Below are 19,780 nucleotides of genomic sequence, written 5' to 3' on the forward strand. Positions count from 1 at the left end.
CGTCCCTTTGCGCGTGCATACCGCGAGAAGCATCACCCCTCGAAGCGGTCTTTGAAGATCTCAGGATGCTCTTCAACACCCTCCAGTTCGGGCTCTTCTTTATACTGATCTTCGTGCTGTACTGGTTCGCCACGCGCAAGTCGTTGCGCTTGCAGAACGTGATGCTGCTGGTGGCCAGCTACTACTTCTACGCCTGCTGGGACTGGCGCTTCCTCTTCCTCCTGATCTTCTCCACGGCACTGGACTATTTCAGTGGCCTACAGATCCACCGCACGCCCACGCGCAAGGGAAAGCGCTTCTGGTTGACCGTGAGCATCGGGATCAACCTGGGCTTTCTGGGCGTCTTCAAATACTACAATTTCTTCGCGGAGAGCTTCGCGGAACTCGTGGGTCGCTTCGGCCTTGATGCGCACCCTGTCTTCCTCTCCGTGGTGCTTCCGGTAGGCATCTCCTTCTACACCTTCCATGGCCTCTCCTATGTGATCGACATCTATTACGATCGGATCCAACCCACCCGCGACCCCTTCGACTATGCGCTCTTCGTGGGCTTCTTCCCCTTGCTGGTGGCGGGTCCCATTGAGCGGGCGTCCCACCTGTTGCCGCAATTGCAACGCCCCCGGCAGTTCAACCGCGCGCAAATGGTGGACGGCTGTAAGCAGGTGCTCTGGGGCTTGTTCAAGAAAGCGGTGATCGCCGACAACGCGGCGCCGATCGTGAACGCCATTTTTGCCGGCCAGGAGGATCTCGGCGGCAGCACGCTGCTCTACGGGGTACTGCTCTTCTCCCTTCAGATCTACGGCGACTTCTCCGGCTATTCGGACATCGCCCTCGGGGTGGCCCGCATGCTGGGGATCGAACTGCTGCAGAACTTCAATTTCCCCTACTTCTCGCGGGACATCGCCGAATTCTGGCGGCGCTGGCACATCAGCCTCTCCACTTGGTTCCGCGATTACCTCTACATCCCCTTGGGCGGCAGCCGCGGCGGCACTTGGATGAAGGTGCGCAACACCTTCATCATCTTTCTGGTGAGCGGCTTCTGGCACGGGGCCAACTGGACCTTCATAGCCTGGGGAGGCCTGCACGCGCTGTTCTTCCTGCCGCTGCTCCTCTCCGGCTCCAACCGTAGCCACATGGGCACCGTGGCCCAGGACCGCCTCCTGCCCACGTTGCGGGAGCTGGCCGGGATGACCGTCACCTTCACGTTGGTCACTTTGGCCTGGGTGTTCTTCCGCGCCGATGACCTGGCCCATGCGTTCAGCTATCTGGGTGGCATGTTGTCCATGTCGCTTTTTTCCTTCCCTGCCAAATACCTACCGTGGCTCACTTGGGCCATTGGCTTCTTCGTGGTGGTGGAATGGCTCGGCCGGCACGGGAAGTACGGCCTGCAGACCATCGGTGCGCGTTGGCCGCGCGTATTCCGTTGGGGGCTTTATTATTTCATCCTGTTCGTGATCTTCCGCTATTTTGGCGAGGGCGAGCAATTCATCTACTTCCAGTTCTGATGCGGGCCTTTCTGAAGACCTTTGCCCTGTTCATGGTCCTGCCGCTGGCGGTGTTCATCGCCACGGTCTACCGCGCCGATGGGAGGACGGACCCCTACTACCTGCGCTTCACCACGCCCCGGCAAGGCAGCTTGATCGTGGGTGATTCCCGGTCCGCGCAGGGCATCCATCCCCAAGTGCTGGATAGCGTGCTGCACGCAGGGGGCTGGCACGGGAAGGTGTTCAACTACAGCTTCGCGCTGTACAAGTCGAATTTCGGAAAAGCCTATTACGAAAGCATCCGGAAAAAACTGGACCCCGACTCCCGGGATGGCGTTTTTGTGGTCTCGGTGGACCCTTGGAATATTTCCCGGCACAAAACGATGACCGAAGCAGAAGAAGAGCAACGGGACCAAGATCGCTCGTTCGTAGCGCGGATGTGGTGCGTGAACATGTACCCCAACGTGGAATATCTGCTGCATGAATACCCCTATCCCTTCCTTACCATCCTGGCCCCCGCACGCGGCCAGCGTTCCGGCCAATTGGAACTCCACGAGGACGGATGGTTAGAGGTGCAGGTGGACCTCTCCCCAGAGGAGGTGGCCAAGCGGGTAGAGGGGAAGGCCCGGTTCTACTTGGACCATCACCTAGCAACGGATACCCTTTCTGTGCGGCGCATGGCATACCTCCGCAAAACGATCGACCTGCTCAAACAGCATGGCACCGTGCTCTTGGTGCGGCTCCCGGCCCACTCGGCCATTTATGCGAGCGAGGAGCTCTATATGCCGGACTTCGACCCGATCATGGAAAGCTTGGCCGAAAGCGAGGATGTCCCCTATCTCGTGATCCCCCCGGATGATGCCAAGTGGAGCTTTGTAGACGGGAACCACATGACCCCGGCATCCGGCGCGAAGGTCTCGCAGCTCATCGGCGAGGAGTTGTTGAAAGAGCTGCGGAAATAGCGGAGGCGCAAACGAGGGGCCGTATGCCTTGCAGATGGCCTGCTGGAGGCCATGGGATCTTACTGAATGGCTACATTCGCGACCGATGCCCACTGCCCCAGCGAAAGTCACCGTGCTGATGACCTTGTACAACAAGGCTCCCTTCGTGGCGGAGGCGGTACAGAGCATCCTGGATAACACGTTCACGGACTTGGAGCTTTTGGTGGTGGACGATGCCAGCACGGACGGCGGGTTGGAAGTGGTGAGGTCCATCGCCGACCCGCGCATCCGTCTCCTGGAAAGCCCCGTGAACACGGGCCGTGCCGCAGCGGCGAACCGTGGCTATGATGCAGCGCGTGGCGAATATGTGGCGGTGCTGGATGCGGACGACATTGCCCATCCGGAGCGGCTGGCCAAGCAGGTGGCCTTTATGGACACACATCCAGAGGTCGGCATCTCCGGGACCGCCTACCAGGTTCTGGGCCGGAGTGGTCCGGTCGCGCGCTGGCCGACAACGGATGCGGAATGCCGCGCAAAGCTGCTCTTCGGCGACCCGGTTCTCTATGGTTCGTCCATAATGCGCCGCTCTCTGCTGGCAAACCATGCCTTGCGCTGCGATCCCGCATGGCGGCATCCTGGCATGGACTATCTGTTCACGGTCCGGTTCGCCCAATATACGCGATACGCCAACCTCCCCGAGGCGCTACTACACTATCGAATGGGCAGCAATAACATGCGGCATGAACGGGACCCCGCGGAGGACAAGCGGAGGATCATCAAGGAAGTGTTCCGCATTTTCAGCCTGCCGATGACGGACCCCGAATTGGAACTGCAACTGGCGCTCCATGACCTGTTCCGCGTCCCGTTCACGGCCCGGCACGTAGTGGAGCTACGCTCGTGGACCCGTCGCTTGGCGGCCATGAACCGGGAACGGCGCTTATTCCCGGAGGACCTCTTCGAGGCTGAGCTGGAACGCCGCTGGATACGGCTCTTCCATCACTTCGCGGACCATGACCTCGGCGCCGGGCTGACCCATATGCGGCTTTCCGGCAGCTGGCCGATGTCGCGTTCGACCTATCTGGTGAAAGCCACCTTGAACCGCTGGACCGGCCGCAAGCGATGAAGGTGAGCGTTGTGATGCCCGTGTACAACAAGGCGGACTTCCTGCGTGAAGCGGTGGAGAGCATCTTGCATGGAACGTACAAGGACCTTGAACTGATCTGCGTGGACGACATGAGCACCGATGGCAGTGTGGCGGTGCTGCGCTCCATCAACGACCCCCGCCTGCGGATCCTGGAACTGCCGGAGAACGTCGGCCCAGGCCGGGCGGCCAATGCCGGCATGGACGCCGCCCTCGGAGAGTACATCGTACGCATGGACGCGGATGACATCGCAGTGCCTGAGCGGATCGCGTTGCAAACGGCCTTCATGGACGCACATCCCGAAGTGGGCGCCAGCGGCGGTCAATTGCAGCTCTTCGGTGCCGAGGATCAGCCGTGGATCTTCCCCTTGGACGCAGACCGTTGCGCCGCCGAGCTGCTCTTCGGTGTACCGGTGGCCCAGCCCGCTTCCATCCTTCGGCGCAGTGTGCTCTTGGCGCAACAGCTTCATTTCGACCCCGCTTGGCCGCGCATCGGGGAGGACTGGCTTTTCTGGCTGCGCATGGCCCCGCACACGCGGTTCGCCAATTTGCCGGAAGTGCTCGTGCGCTACCGTCGTGGGCCACAGAACATCGGCCATGGCAGTGACAAGGTCGCCAACTTCACATGGCTGCAACAGCAGGCGTTCCATGCCTTGGGCATCCCCTTGAACGAGGAGGAACTGGACCTTCACCTGATGGGTTCCACCATCTTCAAAGTGAAGCCGACCGTGGCACGGGTGCGGGCGCTACGCCGTTGGTATGACCGGTTGCTGGCGTTGAACGCGGAGCAGGGTTTCGCTCCTCGGAAAGCCTTCGCCGAGCGGGTGGAACAACAATGGAACAAACTCTTCCACTACCTGCCCCGCTATGGCCTTTCCGTTGCTTTGGCGCATCTTCGCCTCAACTCAGGACGGACCGTGGCCCAGCTGACCTACGCGCTGAAATACCGCGTGAACGCCCTCCGAGGCAAGCTTCCCAACGGCTGAACCATGATGAAGGAACTCTGGCTGTTCACCATCCGCTTCCCCTTTGGACATGGGGAGGCGTTCTTAGAGAATGAACTTCCCATCCTGGCGCAGGGCTTTGAACGGGTCCGGTTGTTCCCGCTGCTGCCTGGCGGCGAGCAACGTCCGCTGCCCCCCGGCGTGGAGGTGGAACGCCTGTTCAGCGAGGAGGAGGCTTATCGCCCTCTCGCCAAGTGGCGCATACTGATGGGCTTGCCGCGGGTGCTGAAGGTGTGGATGCAAGGCAAGCGTTCCGCACCGTCGCCGGAGGTCTTTGCAAAGCACCGGGCCAGATTCCAGAGCCAGCTTTGGCAAGCGCTGGAGCGTGAACGGCTGTTACATGTACGCATAGCCGCGCAGTACGATCCGAGCCGCATACGCCTCTACTCCTACTGGACCAGTGACTGGGCCACGGTACTGGGGCTGTGGAAGCTGCGTGATCCCCGTGTACGTTTCGTGAGCCGCATGATGGGCTTCGACATGTTCGACCACCGCGCACCCGGCCACTGGCAGCGTTTCCAAGCTTTCCATGTGGGGCAGGTGGAACATGTCTTCGTGATCGCCGAAGCTGGTCTGGCCCACATGCATGAGCGCTTCCCGGAGGTCACTGAGAAGTTCAGCATCTCGTATCTGGCCACTACGGACAATGGTCTTGGCCCCTGGGGGCCCGCGGAGGAATTGAGGATCGTCTCCTGCTCCAATTTCGTGGAGCTGAAGCGTGTGCCTTTGATCGCGGAGGCTTTGCACCATGTGCAAGGCCCTGTTCATTGGACACATTTCGGTGATGGCCCGGAACGTGCCCGTGTGGAGGTCGCGGTGAAGACCTTACCGCCCAACATCAAGGTGGACCTGATGGGCAGCAGGCCGAACGCGGAAGTGATCGCATGGTACAAGACCAACCCGGTGGACGTGTTCGTGCATGCCAGTTACACCGAGGGCGGCGCACCGGTGGCCCTGCAGGAAGCGGCGAGCTTCGGCATCCCGCTGGTGGCCGCTGATGCCGGCGGTGTCCGTGAGATCGTGAACGAGGCCACGGGTGTGCTGCTGCCCAACGCATTGAGCGCGGAACAGCTTGGGGAAACGCTGGACCGTTTCAAACGCTCGGACAAGTACGGCGCATTGGCACGGGACCGCGTCCGCGCCTTCTGGGCCTCGAAATTCAAGGCCTCGGAGGTCTATGGCGGCCTACTGAAGCAACTGATGTAGGTTTATGCACGACCTTCCCCACTGCTGAGCACGACCGGATGCGCCCCCAAGCCCACTTCAACACACTGGACGTTGCCTTTGGTCGGCACGAATGTCGTTCCATGCCGGATACATTTGGCCGATGCACGTGAACGCCATGGTGATCGGTGCGATGAAATGCAGCACCACTACCCTCGCCGACCTTCTCAAGGCCCATCCGCAGGTTTCGTTCTGCGCAAAGAAGGAGCCGGACCATTTCAGCAAACATCCGGATCCCTTGCAGGGCCTGGACGAATACCATGCGCTGTTCCCGCAGTGGGAAGGCGCGGTATACATGGAAGCCTCCACCAGCTACACGTTCCACCCCAACTTCAAAAGGGACGTTTGGAAGCTGTTGCACGCCTATTCCCCGGAACTCCGTTTCATCTACCTGGTCCGCGATCCGGTGGCCCGCATCGTTTCCCATTACATGCACATTTATCAGCGGGGGTATGTGGACCTTGGTTTCGAGGAAGCCATGCTCAGGATGCCTTTATTGACCAATGTTTCAAGGTACCACGCACAGGTATTGCCTTATGTGGAGCATTTTGGGCGCGAGCAGATCCTGATCCTCGAGTTCTCCGACCTGATCCACAAACAAGGGGAGACCTTGGAGCGGGTGGCGCGCCACATCGGCATCGACCCGGCACTCTTCCCCACGGCCCCGGCCAAACACAGCCATAAAAGCGTCGGTGAGGGAAAGTCGCACGTGAAGTTTGATGACCCACCTGCCTGGGCGCGGTTGCTGAAGAAAGCCACACCCTCCAGATACCGGGAAAAGGTCTGGCGGATGATCACTCAGGAACAAAAGCGCACCTTCAAGGAAAAGCCTGTGATGAGCCCGTTCTGGAAGGAGGCCACGCTGCGCAATTTGGAGGGCGACATCCTTGCCTTGGAAACCCTGATGGACCGCGACCTCACCGCTTGGTGGACGGACAACGGCATGCAACGCCCCGGTTCACGTCAACATGATACCAGGCCCGAATAGATCCGGACCTCCCCGCCGGACCGGGTGATCCACTGTGAAGTCACTGCTCCATGCTCTTCAACTCGTTCGAGTTCCTCTGCATCTTCTTCCCCTTGGTGACGGGGCTCTACTTCACCGTGCCCCATCACCGGCGCTGGATGGTCCTGCTGGCGGCCAGTTGCTGGTTCTACATGGCCTTTGTGCCCGTCTACATCCTCATCCTGGGCTTCACCATCGGGGTGGACTACTTCGCCGGCATCTGGATCGAGCGCAACGAAGGGAGAAAACGAAAGCTCCTGCTCGCCGCCAGCATCGTGGCGAACGTGAGCGTGCTGGCGTTCTTCAAGTACTTCAATTTCCTCAATGAGAGCATCGCCGCGGCGGTCCGCACCATGGGCTTCCATTACGGCGTGCCGGACCTGGGCATCATCCTGCCCATCGGCCTCTCCTTCCACACTTTCCAGAGCCTCAGCTACACCATCGAGGTGTACCGCAAGCACCAGAAGGCCGAACACCGCTTCGGCATCTTCGCCCTCTATGTGATGTTCTACCCGCAGTTAGTGGCGGGGCCCATCGAGCGGCCGGGCAACCTGCTCAACCAGATCAACTCCTCCACCGTGGGCGTAGGCATGCGGTCCGACTTCGACCACGATCGCGTGGTGGCGGGCCTCCGGCAGATGCTCTGGGGCTTCTTCAAAAGTGGGTGATCGCCGACCGGTGCGCCGTGGTGGTGGACCAGGTGTATAGTTCGCCCGATCACTACGGCAGTCTTTCCATCGCCTTGGCCACCTACCTCTTCGCCGTGCAGATCTATTGCGACTTCAGCGGTTACACGGACATCGCCCTGGGCGCCGCCCGCGTGATGGGCTTCAACCTGATGGTGAACTTCCGCACCCCATACCGTAGCGCCAACATCAGCGAGTTCTGGGGCCGGTGGCACATCAGCCTCAGCAGCTGGTTCCGCGATTACCTCTACATCCCATTGGGCGGCAACCGCGTGGTGAAATGGCGCTGGTACTACAACCTGATGATCGTGTTCCTGGTGAGCGGGCTGTGGCACGGCGCCAACTGGACCTACGTGATCTGGGGCGGACTGCACGGTGGCTACCTCATCCTGGCGATCATCTTCGCGCCCCTGACGGCGCGCTTCTCCGGCCTCATCGGGCTGGACGCCCGCCCTGAGCTCAAGCGTGCCCTCAACGTCTTCATCACCTTCCAACTCGTCTCCTTCGCTTGGATCTTCTTCCGCGCGGACAGCATCGGCGTGGCCAAAGAGCTCGTCCATCGCCTCGTCTCCACACCTATCGCCCTGGCCGACCTCGCGCGCCTCTACGCCGACGTGCCGCGCAGCATGCTCGATCTCACCGTGGTGCTGGTGGTGCTGTTCATGCTGATCGACCCGGTGTACGACGCTTGGATCAAGGGGGAAAGGCGCATTCCCCAAGGGCTCCCCGGCATGGCCTTCTTCGTGGCGCTGCTCGCGGGGATCCTGCTCTTCGGCTATTTCGGTTCCACCAGCTTCATTTACTTCCAGTTCTGATGGGCAGGCTGATCAAGAACGCGTTCGTGTTCCTGCTGGCCTTGGCGGCGGTGTACATCGTGGCCTTCGCCGTGATGGCGCACGTTCCGTTCCAAGGAAAACCCTTGATCTTCCGCACCGGCGACTACTACAATTGGCCGGGCGGCGATACCTGGCAACGCTTCCGGGAGTTCAATCCGCAGGAGCGCCAGGACGCGGTGATCATCGGATCCTCCCACGCCTACCGGGGCTATGACCCGTTCGTGTTCCAAGAACGCGGCCACAAGGTGTTCAACCTCGGCTCCAGTGCGCAGACCCCGCTGAACACCTATCCGCTCATCCAGCAGTACTTGGACAGCGCCCACTGCCCGATGCTGATCTACGATGTCTACGAGGGTTCATTCACGAACACGGGGCTGGAAAGCACCGCAGACCTCACCCAGAACCAGCCGAGCGACGCGGCCGCCTTGGACATGGCCTGGGCGATCCGCGACCTCCGGGGCCTGAACATGATGGCCTTGCGGATGCTCACGGGCCGTGAAAAACCCTACTACACCTCCACCTATTACCAAGGACTGGGCTTCTGCGCGATACCGGACAGCGTCAACAAACAAGCTCCACCGCCACCGGGCAAGCAGATCGAGCTCTCCCCCGTACAGCGCCATTTCTTTGAAGCCTGCATCCGGCTCTGCCACGAACGGGGCATCCGGCTGGTGGTGACCAGCCATTACGCAAGGCTCAACCGAAGGGGCAGTGCACATACCGTACTCGCCGCGTACATGGACAGCATCCTTGCTGGCACGGGCATTCCGTACTTGGACTATACGGACAACCCCGGGACCGATGACCGGCATTGGTTCGCTGACGACAGCCACCTGAACACCACCGGCGCACGCATCTTCACCGGGCACTTGGTGGACAGCCTGGAGAGCTTGGGGATCCTGAACACCGAACAGATGGCCTTGCCGCCCGGGGCCGCAGGGAACGTCGAGCGAAGCAGCACGCCCCGGAGATGATGCGGGCCTCGGCTTCCTTGAACGGGGATCAGACCTATTTTTCGGCGCGGAACTGCGCAAGCAGATAGATGCAATGAGGCCGGCCTGCATGGAAAACCACCTTTCGACCCTGAGCCAGCGGGACCTGTTTTCCGGGCGAAGGCCTTTCGGTCCCTTGACCGGCCGGTCCCACCTCGGCCACACCCTGTGCCCAGAGCTGAACACACCCGGCGGGTACATGAAGAACCGGATGAACGGGTAAGCCCATGCTCTTCAACTCGTTCGAGTTCCTCTGCATCTTCTTCCCCTTGGTGACGGGGCTCTACTTCACCGTGCCCCATCACCGGCGCTGGATGGTCCTGCTCGCGGCCAGTTGCTGGTTCTACATGGCCTTCGTGCCGGTCTACATCCTCATCCTGGGCTTCACCATCGGGGTGGACTACTTCGCCGGCATCTGGATCGAGCGCAACGAAGGGAGAAAACGAAAGCTCCTGCTCGCCGCCAGCATCGTGGCGAACGTGAGCGTGCTGGCGTTCTTCAAGTACTTCAATTTCCTCAATGAGAGCATCGCCGCGGCGGTCCGCACCATGGGCTTCCATTACGGCGTGCCGGACCTGGGCATCATCCTGCCCATCGGCCTCTCCTTCCACACTTTCCAGAGCCTCAGCTACACCATCGAGGTGTACCGCAAGCACCAGAAGGCCGAGCATCGCTTCGGCATCTTCGCCCTCTATGTGATGTTCTACCCGCAGTTAGTGGCGGGGCCCATCGAGCGGCCGGGCAACCTGCTCAACCAGATCAACTCCTCCACCGTGGGCGTAGGCATGCGGTCCGACTTCGACCATGATCGCGTGGTGGCGGGCCTCCGGCAGATGCTCTGGGGCTTCTTCAAAAAAGTGGTGATCGCCGACCGGTGCGCCGTGGTGGTGGACCAGGTGTATAGTTCGCCCGATCACTACGGAAGTCTTTCCATCGCCTTGGCCACCTACCTCTTCGCCGTGCAGATCTATTGCGACTTCAGCGGTTACACGGACATCGCCCTGGGCGCCGCCCGCGTGATGGGCTTCAACCTGATGGTGAACTTCCGAACACCCTACCGCAGCGCCAACATCAGCGAGTTCTGGGGCCGGTGGCACATCAGCCTCAGCAGCTGGTTCCGCGATTACCTCTACATCCCATTGGGCGGCAACCGCGTGGTGAAATGGCGCTGGTACTACAACCTGATGATCGTGTTCCTGGTGAGCGGGCTGTGGCACGGCGCCAACTGGACCTACGTGATCTGGGGCGGACTGCACGGTGGCTACCTCATCCTGGCGATCATCTTCGCGCCCCTGACGGCGCGCTTCTCCGGCCTCATCGGGCTGGACGCCCGCCCTGAGCTCAAGCGTGCCCTCAACGTCTTCATCACCTTCCAACTCGTCTCCTTCGCTTGGATCTTCTTCCGCGCGGACAGCATCGGCGTGGCCAAAGAGCTCGTCCATCGCCTCGTCTCCACACCTATCGCCCTGGCCGATCTGCTCCGATTGATCGGTGACGTGCCCGGCCGGATGCTCGACCCCACCTTGGGCCTGGTGATCCTCTTTGTGCTGATCGACCCGGTGTACGACGCTTGGACCAAGGGAGAGAAGCCGTTGCCCAAGGGCCTGTTGGGCATATCCCTGTATGCCGCGCTGGTGGCGGGCATCCTGATCTTCGGTTACTTCGGTTCGGCCAGCTTCATCTACTTCCAGTTCTGATGCGGTTCCTCAAGTACGCCCTCCTTTTCATTGCCGTATCCGCAGCCATGTATATCGGGGCATTCGTAGTGTTGTCGCGAGTGAAGGTGAAGGGCATGCCGCTGATCTTCCGCACGGCTGATTATTACAAACCACGTGGAGGGATCTCCTGGCACCGTTTTCAAGAGTTCGACCCCGCGGTCAGGCATGATGTGATCATCATGGGTTCCTCGCATGCCCATCGGGGCTATGATCCCCACGTGTTCGAGGCGCGCGGGTACAGTGCGTTCAATCTGGGGTCCAGTTCCCAATCGCCCATGAACAGTTATTACTTGATCCAAGCCTATCTCAATAGCAGCAACACGGGCTTGCTGATCATGGACGTCTATGACAACAACTTCATCAAGGACGGCCTGGAGAGCACCTCGGACCTCACCCAGAACGTGCCCGGTGCCGCCGTGGCCATCCGGATGGCATGGGGGCTCCGCGACCTGCGCGCGTTGAACATGTTGACCCTCCGGTTCACCAATCCGAACATGGGCGATTACTACGAGGACCTGGACTATCACGGTCTTGGTTATGCGTACAATACGGACAGCGTGAAAAAGGCCGAGGGAATCTACAACGACACCACGATCCAGATCTCACCCATGCAACGCCGGTACTTTGCCCAGTGCGTGGAGCTGTGCCGGGAGCGCGGTATCCGCATGGTGGTGAGCAGCCACTACGGCCGTGCCGCTTGGAACCGGACGCGCCACGCCAAGTTCGCCGCCTTCATCGACAGCACTCTGGCGGGGACCGGCATCCCGTACATCGACTATACGTTCGAGCCGGGGATCGACGACCTGAACAACTTCGCGGACCTGAGCCACTTGAACGACGCGGGGGCGCAGATCTTCACCGGGCATCTGGTGGACTCTCTGGGATCGTTGGGCTATCTGCGGAAGCCTTGAACCCGTTTGGCCAACGATAGACCTCACTTTCGGCCCACCGGGCCACCGTCCCATGGCCGGGCCTACTTTTGCCGCTTCAATCCAAGACCATGCAACCGACACAGGCCACCGGCTCCACCCTCACGCGCGACGCCGCGATCTTCGACATCATCGAGCAGGAACGTTGGCGACAGACCAAGGGACTGGAGATGATCGCCAGCGAGAACTACGTGAGCAACCAAGTGTTGGAAGCCATGGGTTCGGTGCTGACGAACAAATACGCGGAAGGCCTTCCCGGCAAGCGCTATTACGGCGGTTGCGAATTCGTGGACATGGCGGAGAACCTGGCCATCGAGCGGGTGAAGAAGCTCTTCGGCGCGGCTTGGGCGAACGTGCAGCCCCACAGCGGCGCGCAGGCCAACGCGGCGGTGATGCTGGCCTGCCTGCAGCCGGGCGATACCATCCTCGGTTTCGACCTCAGCCATGGCGGCCACCTCACCCACGGCTCACCGGTGAACTTCAGCGGCAAGCTGTACCGGGCCACCTTTTATGGCGTGAGCAAAGAGACCGGCCGGGTGGACATGGATACAGTGGCCGAGACCGCCCGCAAGGAGAAGCCCAAGCTGATCATTTGCGGGGCCAGCGCCTACAGCCGTGATTGGGAATACGCCCGTTTCCGTGCCATCGCGGACGAAGTGGGCGCATTGCTGCTGGCGGATATCGCGCACCCGGCCGGCCTCATCGCCGCCAAGCTGCTCAACGACCCGCTGCCCCATTGCCACATCGTCACCACCACCACGCACAAGACCCTGCGCGGCCCGCGCGGAGGCTTGATCATGATGGGGCAGGACTTTGAGAACCCTTGGGGATCGAAGACGCCGAAAGGTGCCACGCGGATGATGAGCTCGATCTTGGACTCCGGCGTATTCCCAGGTACCCAGGGCGGTCCGCTGGAGCATGTGATCGCCGCCAAGGCAGTGGCCTTCGGCGAGGCGCTGGACCCCTCGTTCAAGGTGTACGGCGAACGGGTCAAGGCCAATGCGGCAGCCATGGCCAAAGCACTGATGAGCAAAGGCTATGATGTGGTGAGCGGCGGCACGGACAACCATTGCATGCTGATCGACATGCGCAGCAAGGACCTCACCGGAAAAGAGGCAGAGGCCATACTCGGTGCGGTGGACATCACGGCGAACAAGAACATGGTACCCTTCGACACGCAAAGCCCTTTCGTCACCAGCGGCATCCGCATCGGCACCCCGGCGGTGACCACCCGCGGCCTGCGGGAGGCGGATTGCATGCAGATCGCAGAGCTGATGGACAGCGCTTTCAAGGGAGGAGGCGACCAAGCACAACTGGACCGGATACGCTTCCAGGTGAACGGGATGATGCGGCTGAAGCCGTTGTTCGGTTGGTGAGTGTTGGGAATGGAACACAGGACCTGGTCCGCTATCGGAATGACATTGGAAGGACTGATCAACGCTGATAGGAACAAGTCCCATCAAGGTCGCGCACGGCGGACCTTGATGTACACCGTACTGCTTCTCATCTCCACGCTCGTGTCCGCGCAATCCGCGCCGCACCTCAAGCACCGCGTGTTCGCCTATTGGGGATATAATCGCGCGCAGTTCACCGCCAGCAACATCCACTTTACCGGCACCGACTACGATTTCACCTTGAAGGATGTGACGGCCAAAGACAAGCCCGAGGCCTTCACATTGAACAATTATTTCAACCCCAAAAACATCTGGATCCCGCAGTACAACTACCGCGTCGGCTGGTTCCTCAATGACCGTTGGAGCTTCTCGCTCGGCCTGGACCACATGAAGTATGTGATGGTGCAGGATCAGGCCGTGAAGCTTACGGGCAGCATCAGCAGCGAGCGATCGGCCACCTATGCCAACTCCGGCGAGGCCGGCGAAGTGCGCCTCACCCCGGACCTGCTCACCTACGAGCACACTGACGGGTTGAACCTGCTGTGCGTGGATGCGGACCACTACGACCGCATCTGGGCGAGCAAGAACGGCAAGCAAGGGCTGTACCTCACGGAAGGGCTGTTCGCGGGGCCGGTGATCCCCCGCACGGACGTACGCCTGTTCGGCGAAGGCATCAACAACAAATTCCATCTCGCGGGCTACGGCGCGGGCGCACAGGTGGGCATTTTCGCCTTATTCCTCGATCGGGTATTCCTACGTACCAGTGTGCGTGCGGGCTACATCGGTCTGCCAAGCGTGCTCACCACCGGCAAGGATGAGGACCGGGCCAGCCAGCACTTTTGGTTTGTGCAGGAGAATGTGGTGTTGGGCGTGTTGATCGGCAAGGGGAAGCCCGCATCCTGAAGGGATCCGGCCATTGCCAACCATCCGGTCCGGATCACGTTCAAACCGGCCGCGACGGTCATTTCCGCTTTCGAGCGCGCCGGTTGTTCTATCTTGTCTTTTCCATGCGCCTCCAACCTGTTCGTTCCATCGCGGTCCTTATGGTCCTGTGGGCGGCCATCACGGCGATCGACTTCAATAAGGCGTTCCATATCGACGACACCTTCCACCTGAAGGCCGCACAATGGATCGAACACCATCCCGCGCACCCGATGTCCGGCACGGTGAACTGGGGCCAGGACCCCGAGCCGATCCATGACTTCAACCAACCGCCGGGCTTCTTCTACTTGGTGGCCGCCACGGGGCACTTGTTCGGGTATTCCGAAGGTCCGATGCATATGATGCGGTCCTTGTTCTCCCTGTTGGCCCTCCTATGCTTCCACCGGCTGGCCCGGCATAGGGCACCCCGCCATGCCCTGTGGCTCACCGCGCTCTTCGCGCTGTGCCCGGCCTTCATGGTGAACCAGGGCGTGATGACGGACGTGCCCCTGCTGGCGATGCAATTGCTCTTCTTTAACTTCTTGCTGGTGCCTGGAATACTGCCCACGGGAAGCCGCTATGCGCTGGCGGGTCTTACGCTGGCGGGGGCGTTGTTCATCAAATACACCGTGGCGCCGTTGCTGTTGGTGTTTCCGTTGGTGCTGGTGTTGCGCCGCGAATGGCGCAGGCTCCCGCACACATTGATCCCGGTGCTGCTCCTCGTGGCCTGGTCGCTATGGAACCTACAGGAATTCGGGCATATCCACCTGCTGGAACGCAAAGCGGGCGACCCGTCACTACGGGGTGTGTTCGTAAGGACCCTTGCACTGCTCACCGCCGTTGGTGCCGTGGCCCCCTTTACGCCGGTCTTCCTCCGGGCGCTGGTGCCCAAGCGTGCCGGATGGCTGTTCCCCGCTTGGGTCGCTGGCATTGCCGCTGCGCTGGCGTTCAGCCTCTGCGTGTACACCGGTCTGATCCCCGAAGCCGGGTCCGACCAGGCCCTGCGCGTGATCTTCACCTTGAACGGCGTGCTCACCACGGTGTACTGCGTGCGCTACCTGCCCCGCTCCTTGGCACCGACAACTGCCGATGCATGGGCCTTGGCGGTGTGGGCGGCCGGGCTGGCCTTTTTTCTTGCCGGCTTCTCACCGATGATGGCCACTCGCCATGTGCTGTTGATCATCCCCGCGGTACTGTTGCTGATCGCCCCGGCCATGGACACGGCACGCTTCCGGGAAAAAGCCATAGCCGTGGCCTGCACCACCACGTTGGGCGTGCTGCTCACCGTTTCGGACAAGGAGTTCGCCGGGTTCTACCGCGATCGTGCACCGCAGATCGCCCGAGAGATGAAAGCCCGCACCACGGGCACGGTGTGGAGCCTGGGGCACTGGGGCTGGCAATGGTATTCCGAGCAGGCCGGCATGGCGATCTATGCACAGGACCTGAGCCGCCCCATGGTAGGCGATATTCTGGTGATCCCGGAGGATTATGACACGCAGGATCTGGCACCGGGCATCGTGAAAGCACCGATCGCCACATGGGACGGCCCCCCTGGGCCGGCCACCTTCCTATGCGTGGAGCAGTACGCCGGCATGTACACTTCCAGCTATGGCAAATTGCCCTGGAACCTGAGCGTGTCGCACCACAAGGTCATCAAGGCCTACCGCATCACCGCTATGCGCTGAGCGGGCCCTGTTTCTGATCGCAAAGCACGCATCGCTTTCAGAGCGACATGTTCCAAACCCTTGGACGCCTTTCGTTGCGCACGTTGAAGCTTCCGTCCGGACCATGATGCCGACATTTGCGCCATGAGCGTTCCAAATTCTTCCACGAATAACCGAGCTATGACCTCATGGGTCCATGTGCCCGCCGACAGTGACTTCCCGATCCAGAACATCCCTTTCGGCATCTGCAGTTCCAGCGGCCGCCCGGCCCGCCCCTGCACCCGCATCGGCAACCATGTGATCGACCTGCAGGCCTTGGCACAGGCGGACCTGCTGAACGACCTCGGCATCGAGACGGCCGTGTTCGATGCTCCCGTGCTGAACCCCTTGATGAAGCACGGTAAACCGGCAGTTCGCCAACTGCGCCGACACCTCATGGAGCTTTTCCGTGCGGACAACGGCTTTCTCAAGGAACGCACGGACACGGTGAATGAAGCCGTACTGCCCATGACCGAGGTGACGATGCATCTGCCCGTGGAGGTTGGCGACTACACCGACTTTTACAGCAGCCGCGAGCACGCCACCAACGTGGGCACCATGTTCCGCAGTGCGGACAACGCCCTGATGCCGAACTGGCTCCATCTGCCCGTGGGCTACCACGGCCGCGCCTCCTCCATCGTAGTGAGCGGTACGGACATCCAGCGGCCCAAGGGACAGATGCGGCCCAAGCCCGATGAGCCACCGGTCTTCGGCCCGACCAATCAATTGGACATCGAACTGGAGACGGCCTTCATCACCTTCGAGGGACGGCCGCTGGGCGAGCATATCGAAGCGGATGAAGCCGAGGATTTCATCTTCGGCATGGTGCTGTTCAACGACTGGAGCGCGCGCGACATCCAGAGCTGGGAATATGTGCCTCTGGGGCCTTTCCTCGGTAAGAACTTCGGAAGCAGCATGAGCCCGTGGGTGGTGACGTTGGACGCGCTGGAACCCTTCCGCACGGCCACTCCCAAGCAGGATCCCATGCCCCTGCCTTACCTCCGGACCAGCGGCGAGCACAGCTTCGACATCGCGTTGGAGGCCTCCATTATCCCGAATAACGGGGAAGAGACCGTGATCTGCCGCAGCAACTTCAAGTACCTCTACTGGAGCATGCCGCAGCAACTGGCGCACCACACGGTGAACGGCTGCAACGTGCGGGCGGGCGACGTGATGGCCAGTGGCACTATCAGCGGCCCGGTGCCGGAGAGCTATGGCAGCCTGCTGGAACTCACTTGGCGCGGTACCAAGCCGTTGACACTGAAGGATGGCAGCGACCGGAAATTCCTGGAGGACGGGGACACCGTGGTGATCCGCGGACATGGCGAACGCGATGGTGTGCGCATCGGCTTCGGCGAAGTGCGCGGAGAGATCCTGCCTGCGGGGTAAATGTTGTCCATTATCCGATGCTGGCCGTCCGGATCTTGACCTACTTGGGCCACGCACAGGACATTCCCCACATCCCGTAATTTTGAGGCATGCCCGCGACCGCGCACACACCTGAGCCCATCGATCTGGAAGAGGAGAAGGAGCAGATCCTTCGGCGGTATCGTGGCCTGCTGCGCGCGGTGCGAGGCGATCGTACGCCGGACAGCACGCGCTTGATCCGCAAGGCGTTCAATATTGCGATGGAGGCCCATAAGGGTCAGCGACGCAAGAGCGGCGAGCCCTACATCTACCACCCCATCGCCGTGGCGCGGATCTGCGCGGAGGAGATCGGGCTGGGGATCACCAGCGTGGTGGCGGCACTACTTCACGATACCGTGGAGGACACCGACCTCACCTTGGAGGATGTGCGTGACATCTTCGGCGATACCGTGTCGACCATCATCGACGGGCTCACCAAGATCAGCGGGGTGAACTGGCAGACCGACAGCATGCAGGCGGAGAACTTCCGCAAAGTGCTGCTCACCCTGGCGCAGGACGTGCGCGTGATCCTGATCAAGCTGGCCGACCGCCTGCACAACATGCGCACCTTGGAGAGCATGCCGCGGGACAAACAGCTGAAGATCGCCAGCGAAACGCTCTTCCTCTACGCTCCCCTGGCGCACCGGCTCGGGCTGTACAGCACCAAGAGCGAGTTGGAAGACCTCACGCTACGGATCCAGGAACCGGCCATCTACCTCGACATCGAGCAGCGCCTCAAGAAGGGCGAGTCCGTGCGCAGGCGCTTCATCAGCCGCTTCATCCTGCCCATCCGCGAGGCCTTGGAAAAAGAGGGCTTTGACTTCGAGATCAAGGGCAGGCCCAAGAGCATTTACAGCATCTACCAGAAGATGCTCACCAAGCACGTCACCTTCGACGAGGTGTACGACCTCTTCGCCATCCGCATCATCGTGGAAAGCAAGCCCGAGCTGGAGAAGGCCGATTGCTGGAAGGTCTACTCCATCGTCACCGACTACTACCAGCCCAGCCCGGACCGGCTGCGGGATTGGATCAGCATGCCCAAGGCCAACGGCTACGAGAGCCTGCACACCACCGTGATGAGCCCCGGCGGCAAATGGGTGGAGGTGCAGATCCGCAGCCGCCGCATGGACCAAGTGGCGGAGATGGGCCTAGCGGCGCATTACCGCTACAAGGGCGAAGAGGAACATGCCAACGCCATGGACGGGATGCTGAACAAGATCCGCGAGATCCTCGCCGATCCCGGCAGCAACGCGCTCGACTTCGTACACGACTTCAAGCTGAACTTGTTCAACGACGTGATCATGGTCTTCACGCCGAAAGGCGAAATGCGCAACATGCCCGCGGGCGCCACCGCCTTGGACTTCGCCTTCGACATCCACAGCCAGATCGGCCGCCGGTGCATCGGTGCGAAAGTGAACCACAAGCTCGTGCCCATGAGCCAGCCCCTGCGGAACGGTGACCAAGTGGAGATCATCACCAGCCGCAAGCAGCAGCCCAAGGAGGAGTGGCTGAAATACGTGATGACCGCACGCGCGAAGCACAAGATCAAGCAGGCGCTGCGTGAGCAGAAGCGTAAGCTGGCCATCGTGGGCAAAGAGGCCGTGCAACGCAAGCTGCGCGCATGGGGCGCGAAGGTGAACGATGAGAACATCGGCGTGCTGGAGGATCACCTGCTCGCCTCATCGCCCATGGACCTTTACTGGAAGATCGCCCGCGAACGGCATGACCTGGACGCCATGGACACCCCGCCGGTGAAGAACGGCCGCTTGATCCTGCCCAAGGGCGTCCGCGCCAAGGACGAGCGCCCCTTGGAGGAGATCGTCGCTGAGATACGCGGCACGGAAGGCGGCACCTTCACCATCGGCGAAGAGCTGCTGAACATGGACTATAAGCTCTCGCCCTGCTGCCACCCCATTCCCGGCGACGACGTCTTCGGCTTCATCACCCCCGACGACGGCATCCGCATCCACCGCGTGAACTGCCCCAACGCCGTGCAGCTGATGAGCAACTTCGCCATGCGCATCGTGAAGGCCCGTTGGAAGGGCAAGGACGAAGTGGAGTTCTTGGCCGGCATCCAGTTCAGTGGCATTGATGCCGTGGGCTTGGTGAACCGCATCACCACCATCATCAGCCACGAGAACAACGTGAACATGCGCAGCATCAGCTTCGATAGCAAGGACGGCATCTTCGAGGGCAAAGTGATGGCCTACGTACACGACGCCGAGCACCTGCGGTCCTTGGTGGACAAGCTCCGCGATGTGCCGGAGGTGCGGCGCGTAGAGCGAGTGGACCATTAGTTGACAGCTTTCTGAAACAGGAAATTGGAAAGCTGAAAGCTGAAACCGGGCGCTCGACGATCCCCGTTTCAACTTTCACGTTTCAGCTTTCAACTTTCAG

14 protein-coding genes and 1 pseudogene are annotated in these 19,780 nt (G+C 61.1%); all 15 read left to right on the forward strand.

The annotated features are described in order from the left end of the window. The first annotated feature begins 65 nt into the window (after positions 1-65). The 15 genes and pseudogenes from IPP95_05235 (at position 66) to IPP95_05305 (ending at position 19,680) form a co-directional block, all read left to right on the forward strand. A complete protein-coding gene (locus IPP95_05235) occupies positions 66-1,502 on the forward strand; it encodes an MBOAT family protein (GenBank protein ID QQS73626.1) in 1,437 nt (478 codons plus the stop codon). Continuing rightward, positions 1,502-2,443, forward strand: a complete 942-nt coding sequence (locus tag IPP95_05240) for a hypothetical protein (GenBank protein ID QQS73627.1) — start codon at positions 1,502-1,504, stop codon at positions 2,441-2,443. Before IPP95_05235 ends, IPP95_05240 begins: the two co-directional genes overlap by 1 nt. Before the next feature lie 85 nt (positions 2,444-2,528). After that, positions 2,529-3,545, forward strand: a complete 1,017-nt coding sequence (locus tag IPP95_05245) for a glycosyltransferase family 2 protein (GenBank protein QQS73628.1) — start codon at positions 2,529-2,531, stop codon at positions 3,543-3,545. Then, positions 3,542-4,549: a glycosyltransferase family 2 protein gene (locus tag IPP95_05250; protein ID QQS73629.1), complete on the forward strand. Its 1,008-nt coding sequence runs from the start codon at positions 3,542-3,544 to the stop codon at positions 4,547-4,549. Before IPP95_05245 ends, IPP95_05250 begins: the two co-directional genes overlap by 4 nt. Positions 4,550-4,552: 3 nt before the next feature. Beyond that, complete coding sequence (locus IPP95_05255; GenBank protein ID QQS73630.1) at positions 4,553-5,773, forward strand: glycosyltransferase; 1,221 nt, start codon at positions 4,553-4,555, stop codon at positions 5,771-5,773. Between the two features lie 121 nt (positions 5,774-5,894). Further along, positions 5,895-6,779 (forward strand): sulfotransferase, encoded by an 885-nt coding sequence (locus tag IPP95_05260; protein ID QQS73631.1) that lies wholly within the window; start codon positions 5,895-5,897, stop codon positions 6,777-6,779. Between the two features lie 50 nt (positions 6,780-6,829). Then, positions 6,830-8,298 (forward strand): annotated as a pseudogene (locus IPP95_05265) (MBOAT family protein). After that, a complete protein-coding gene (locus IPP95_05270; protein ID QQS73632.1) occupies positions 8,298-9,293 on the forward strand; it encodes a hypothetical protein in 996 nt (331 codons plus the stop codon). The pseudogene IPP95_05265 and the gene IPP95_05270 overlap by 1 nt, the downstream one beginning before the upstream one ends. Positions 9,294-9,538: 245 nt before the next feature. Next, positions 9,539-11,008 carry an MBOAT family protein gene (locus IPP95_05275; GenBank protein ID QQS73633.1) on the forward strand — a complete coding sequence of 490 codons (1,470 nt, stop codon included), beginning with the start codon at positions 9,539-9,541 and terminating at the stop codon, positions 11,006-11,008. Continuing rightward, complete coding sequence (locus IPP95_05280; GenBank protein QQS73634.1) at positions 11,008-11,940, forward strand: hypothetical protein; 933 nt, start codon at positions 11,008-11,010, stop codon at positions 11,938-11,940. Before IPP95_05275 ends, IPP95_05280 begins: the two co-directional genes overlap by 1 nt. Before the next feature lie 89 nt (positions 11,941-12,029). Then, positions 12,030-13,334 (forward strand): serine hydroxymethyltransferase, encoded by a 1,305-nt coding sequence (locus IPP95_05285; protein ID QQS73635.1) that lies wholly within the window; start codon positions 12,030-12,032, stop codon positions 13,332-13,334. A gap of 108 nt (positions 13,335-13,442) precedes the next feature. Beyond that, complete coding sequence (locus IPP95_05290; protein ID QQS73636.1) at positions 13,443-14,255, forward strand: hypothetical protein; 813 nt, start codon at positions 13,443-13,445, stop codon at positions 14,253-14,255. Positions 14,256-14,359: 104 nt separating this feature from the next. Beyond that, on the forward strand, positions 14,360-15,958 hold the full coding sequence (locus tag IPP95_05295; GenBank protein QQS73637.1) for a glycosyltransferase family 39 protein: 1,599 nt from the start codon (positions 14,360-14,362) through the stop codon (positions 15,956-15,958). A 123-nt stretch (positions 15,959-16,081) separates the two neighbouring features. Then, positions 16,082-17,365: a fumarylacetoacetase gene (fahA, locus tag IPP95_05300; protein QQS73638.1), complete on the forward strand. Its 1,284-nt coding sequence runs from the start codon at positions 16,082-16,084 to the stop codon at positions 17,363-17,365. 89 nt (positions 17,366-17,454) lie between these two features. Beyond that, positions 17,455-19,680 (forward strand): bifunctional (p)ppGpp synthetase/guanosine-3',5'-bis(diphosphate) 3'-pyrophosphohydrolase, encoded by a 2,226-nt coding sequence (locus IPP95_05305; protein ID QQS73639.1) that lies wholly within the window; start codon positions 17,455-17,457, stop codon positions 19,678-19,680. Positions 19,681-19,780: the final 100 nt, after the last annotated feature.

This window comes from Flavobacteriales bacterium (assembly GCA_016700415.1).
Classification (GTDB): domain Bacteria; phylum Bacteroidota; class Bacteroidia; order Flavobacteriales_F; family PHOS-HE28; genus PHOS-HE28.

What these genes read in the sequence shown, in the direction of transcription:
- IPP95_05235 (QQS73626.1), top strand. Translation starts at nt 66, where the DNA reads ATGCTCTTCAACACCCTCCAGTTCGGGCTCTTCTTTATACTGATCTTC.
- IPP95_05240 (QQS73627.1), top strand. Translation starts at nt 1,502, where the DNA reads ATGCGGGCCTTTCTGAAGACCTTTGCCCTGTTCATGGTCCTGCCGCTG.
- IPP95_05245 (QQS73628.1), top strand. Translation starts at nt 2,529, where the DNA reads ATGCCCACTGCCCCAGCGAAAGTCACCGTGCTGATGACCTTGTACAAC.
- IPP95_05250 (QQS73629.1), top strand. Translation starts at nt 3,542, where the DNA reads ATGAAGGTGAGCGTTGTGATGCCCGTGTACAACAAGGCGGACTTCCTG.
- IPP95_05255 (QQS73630.1), top strand. Translation starts at nt 4,553, where the DNA reads ATGATGAAGGAACTCTGGCTGTTCACCATCCGCTTCCCCTTTGGACAT.
- IPP95_05260 (QQS73631.1), top strand. Translation starts at nt 5,895, where the DNA reads ATGCACGTGAACGCCATGGTGATCGGTGCGATGAAATGCAGCACCACT.
- IPP95_05270 (QQS73632.1), top strand. Translation starts at nt 8,298, where the DNA reads ATGGGCAGGCTGATCAAGAACGCGTTCGTGTTCCTGCTGGCCTTGGCG.
- IPP95_05275 (QQS73633.1), top strand. Translation starts at nt 9,539, where the DNA reads ATGCTCTTCAACTCGTTCGAGTTCCTCTGCATCTTCTTCCCCTTGGTG.
- IPP95_05280 (QQS73634.1), top strand. Translation starts at nt 11,008, where the DNA reads ATGCGGTTCCTCAAGTACGCCCTCCTTTTCATTGCCGTATCCGCAGCC.
- IPP95_05285 (QQS73635.1), top strand. Translation starts at nt 12,030, where the DNA reads ATGCAACCGACACAGGCCACCGGCTCCACCCTCACGCGCGACGCCGCG.
- IPP95_05290 (QQS73636.1), top strand. Translation starts at nt 13,443, where the DNA reads ATGTACACCGTACTGCTTCTCATCTCCACGCTCGTGTCCGCGCAATCC.
- IPP95_05295 (QQS73637.1), top strand. Translation starts at nt 14,360, where the DNA reads ATGCGCCTCCAACCTGTTCGTTCCATCGCGGTCCTTATGGTCCTGTGG.
- fahA (QQS73638.1), top strand. Translation starts at nt 16,082, where the DNA reads ATGAGCGTTCCAAATTCTTCCACGAATAACCGAGCTATGACCTCATGG.
- IPP95_05305 (QQS73639.1), top strand. Translation starts at nt 17,455, where the DNA reads ATGCCCGCGACCGCGCACACACCTGAGCCCATCGATCTGGAAGAGGAG.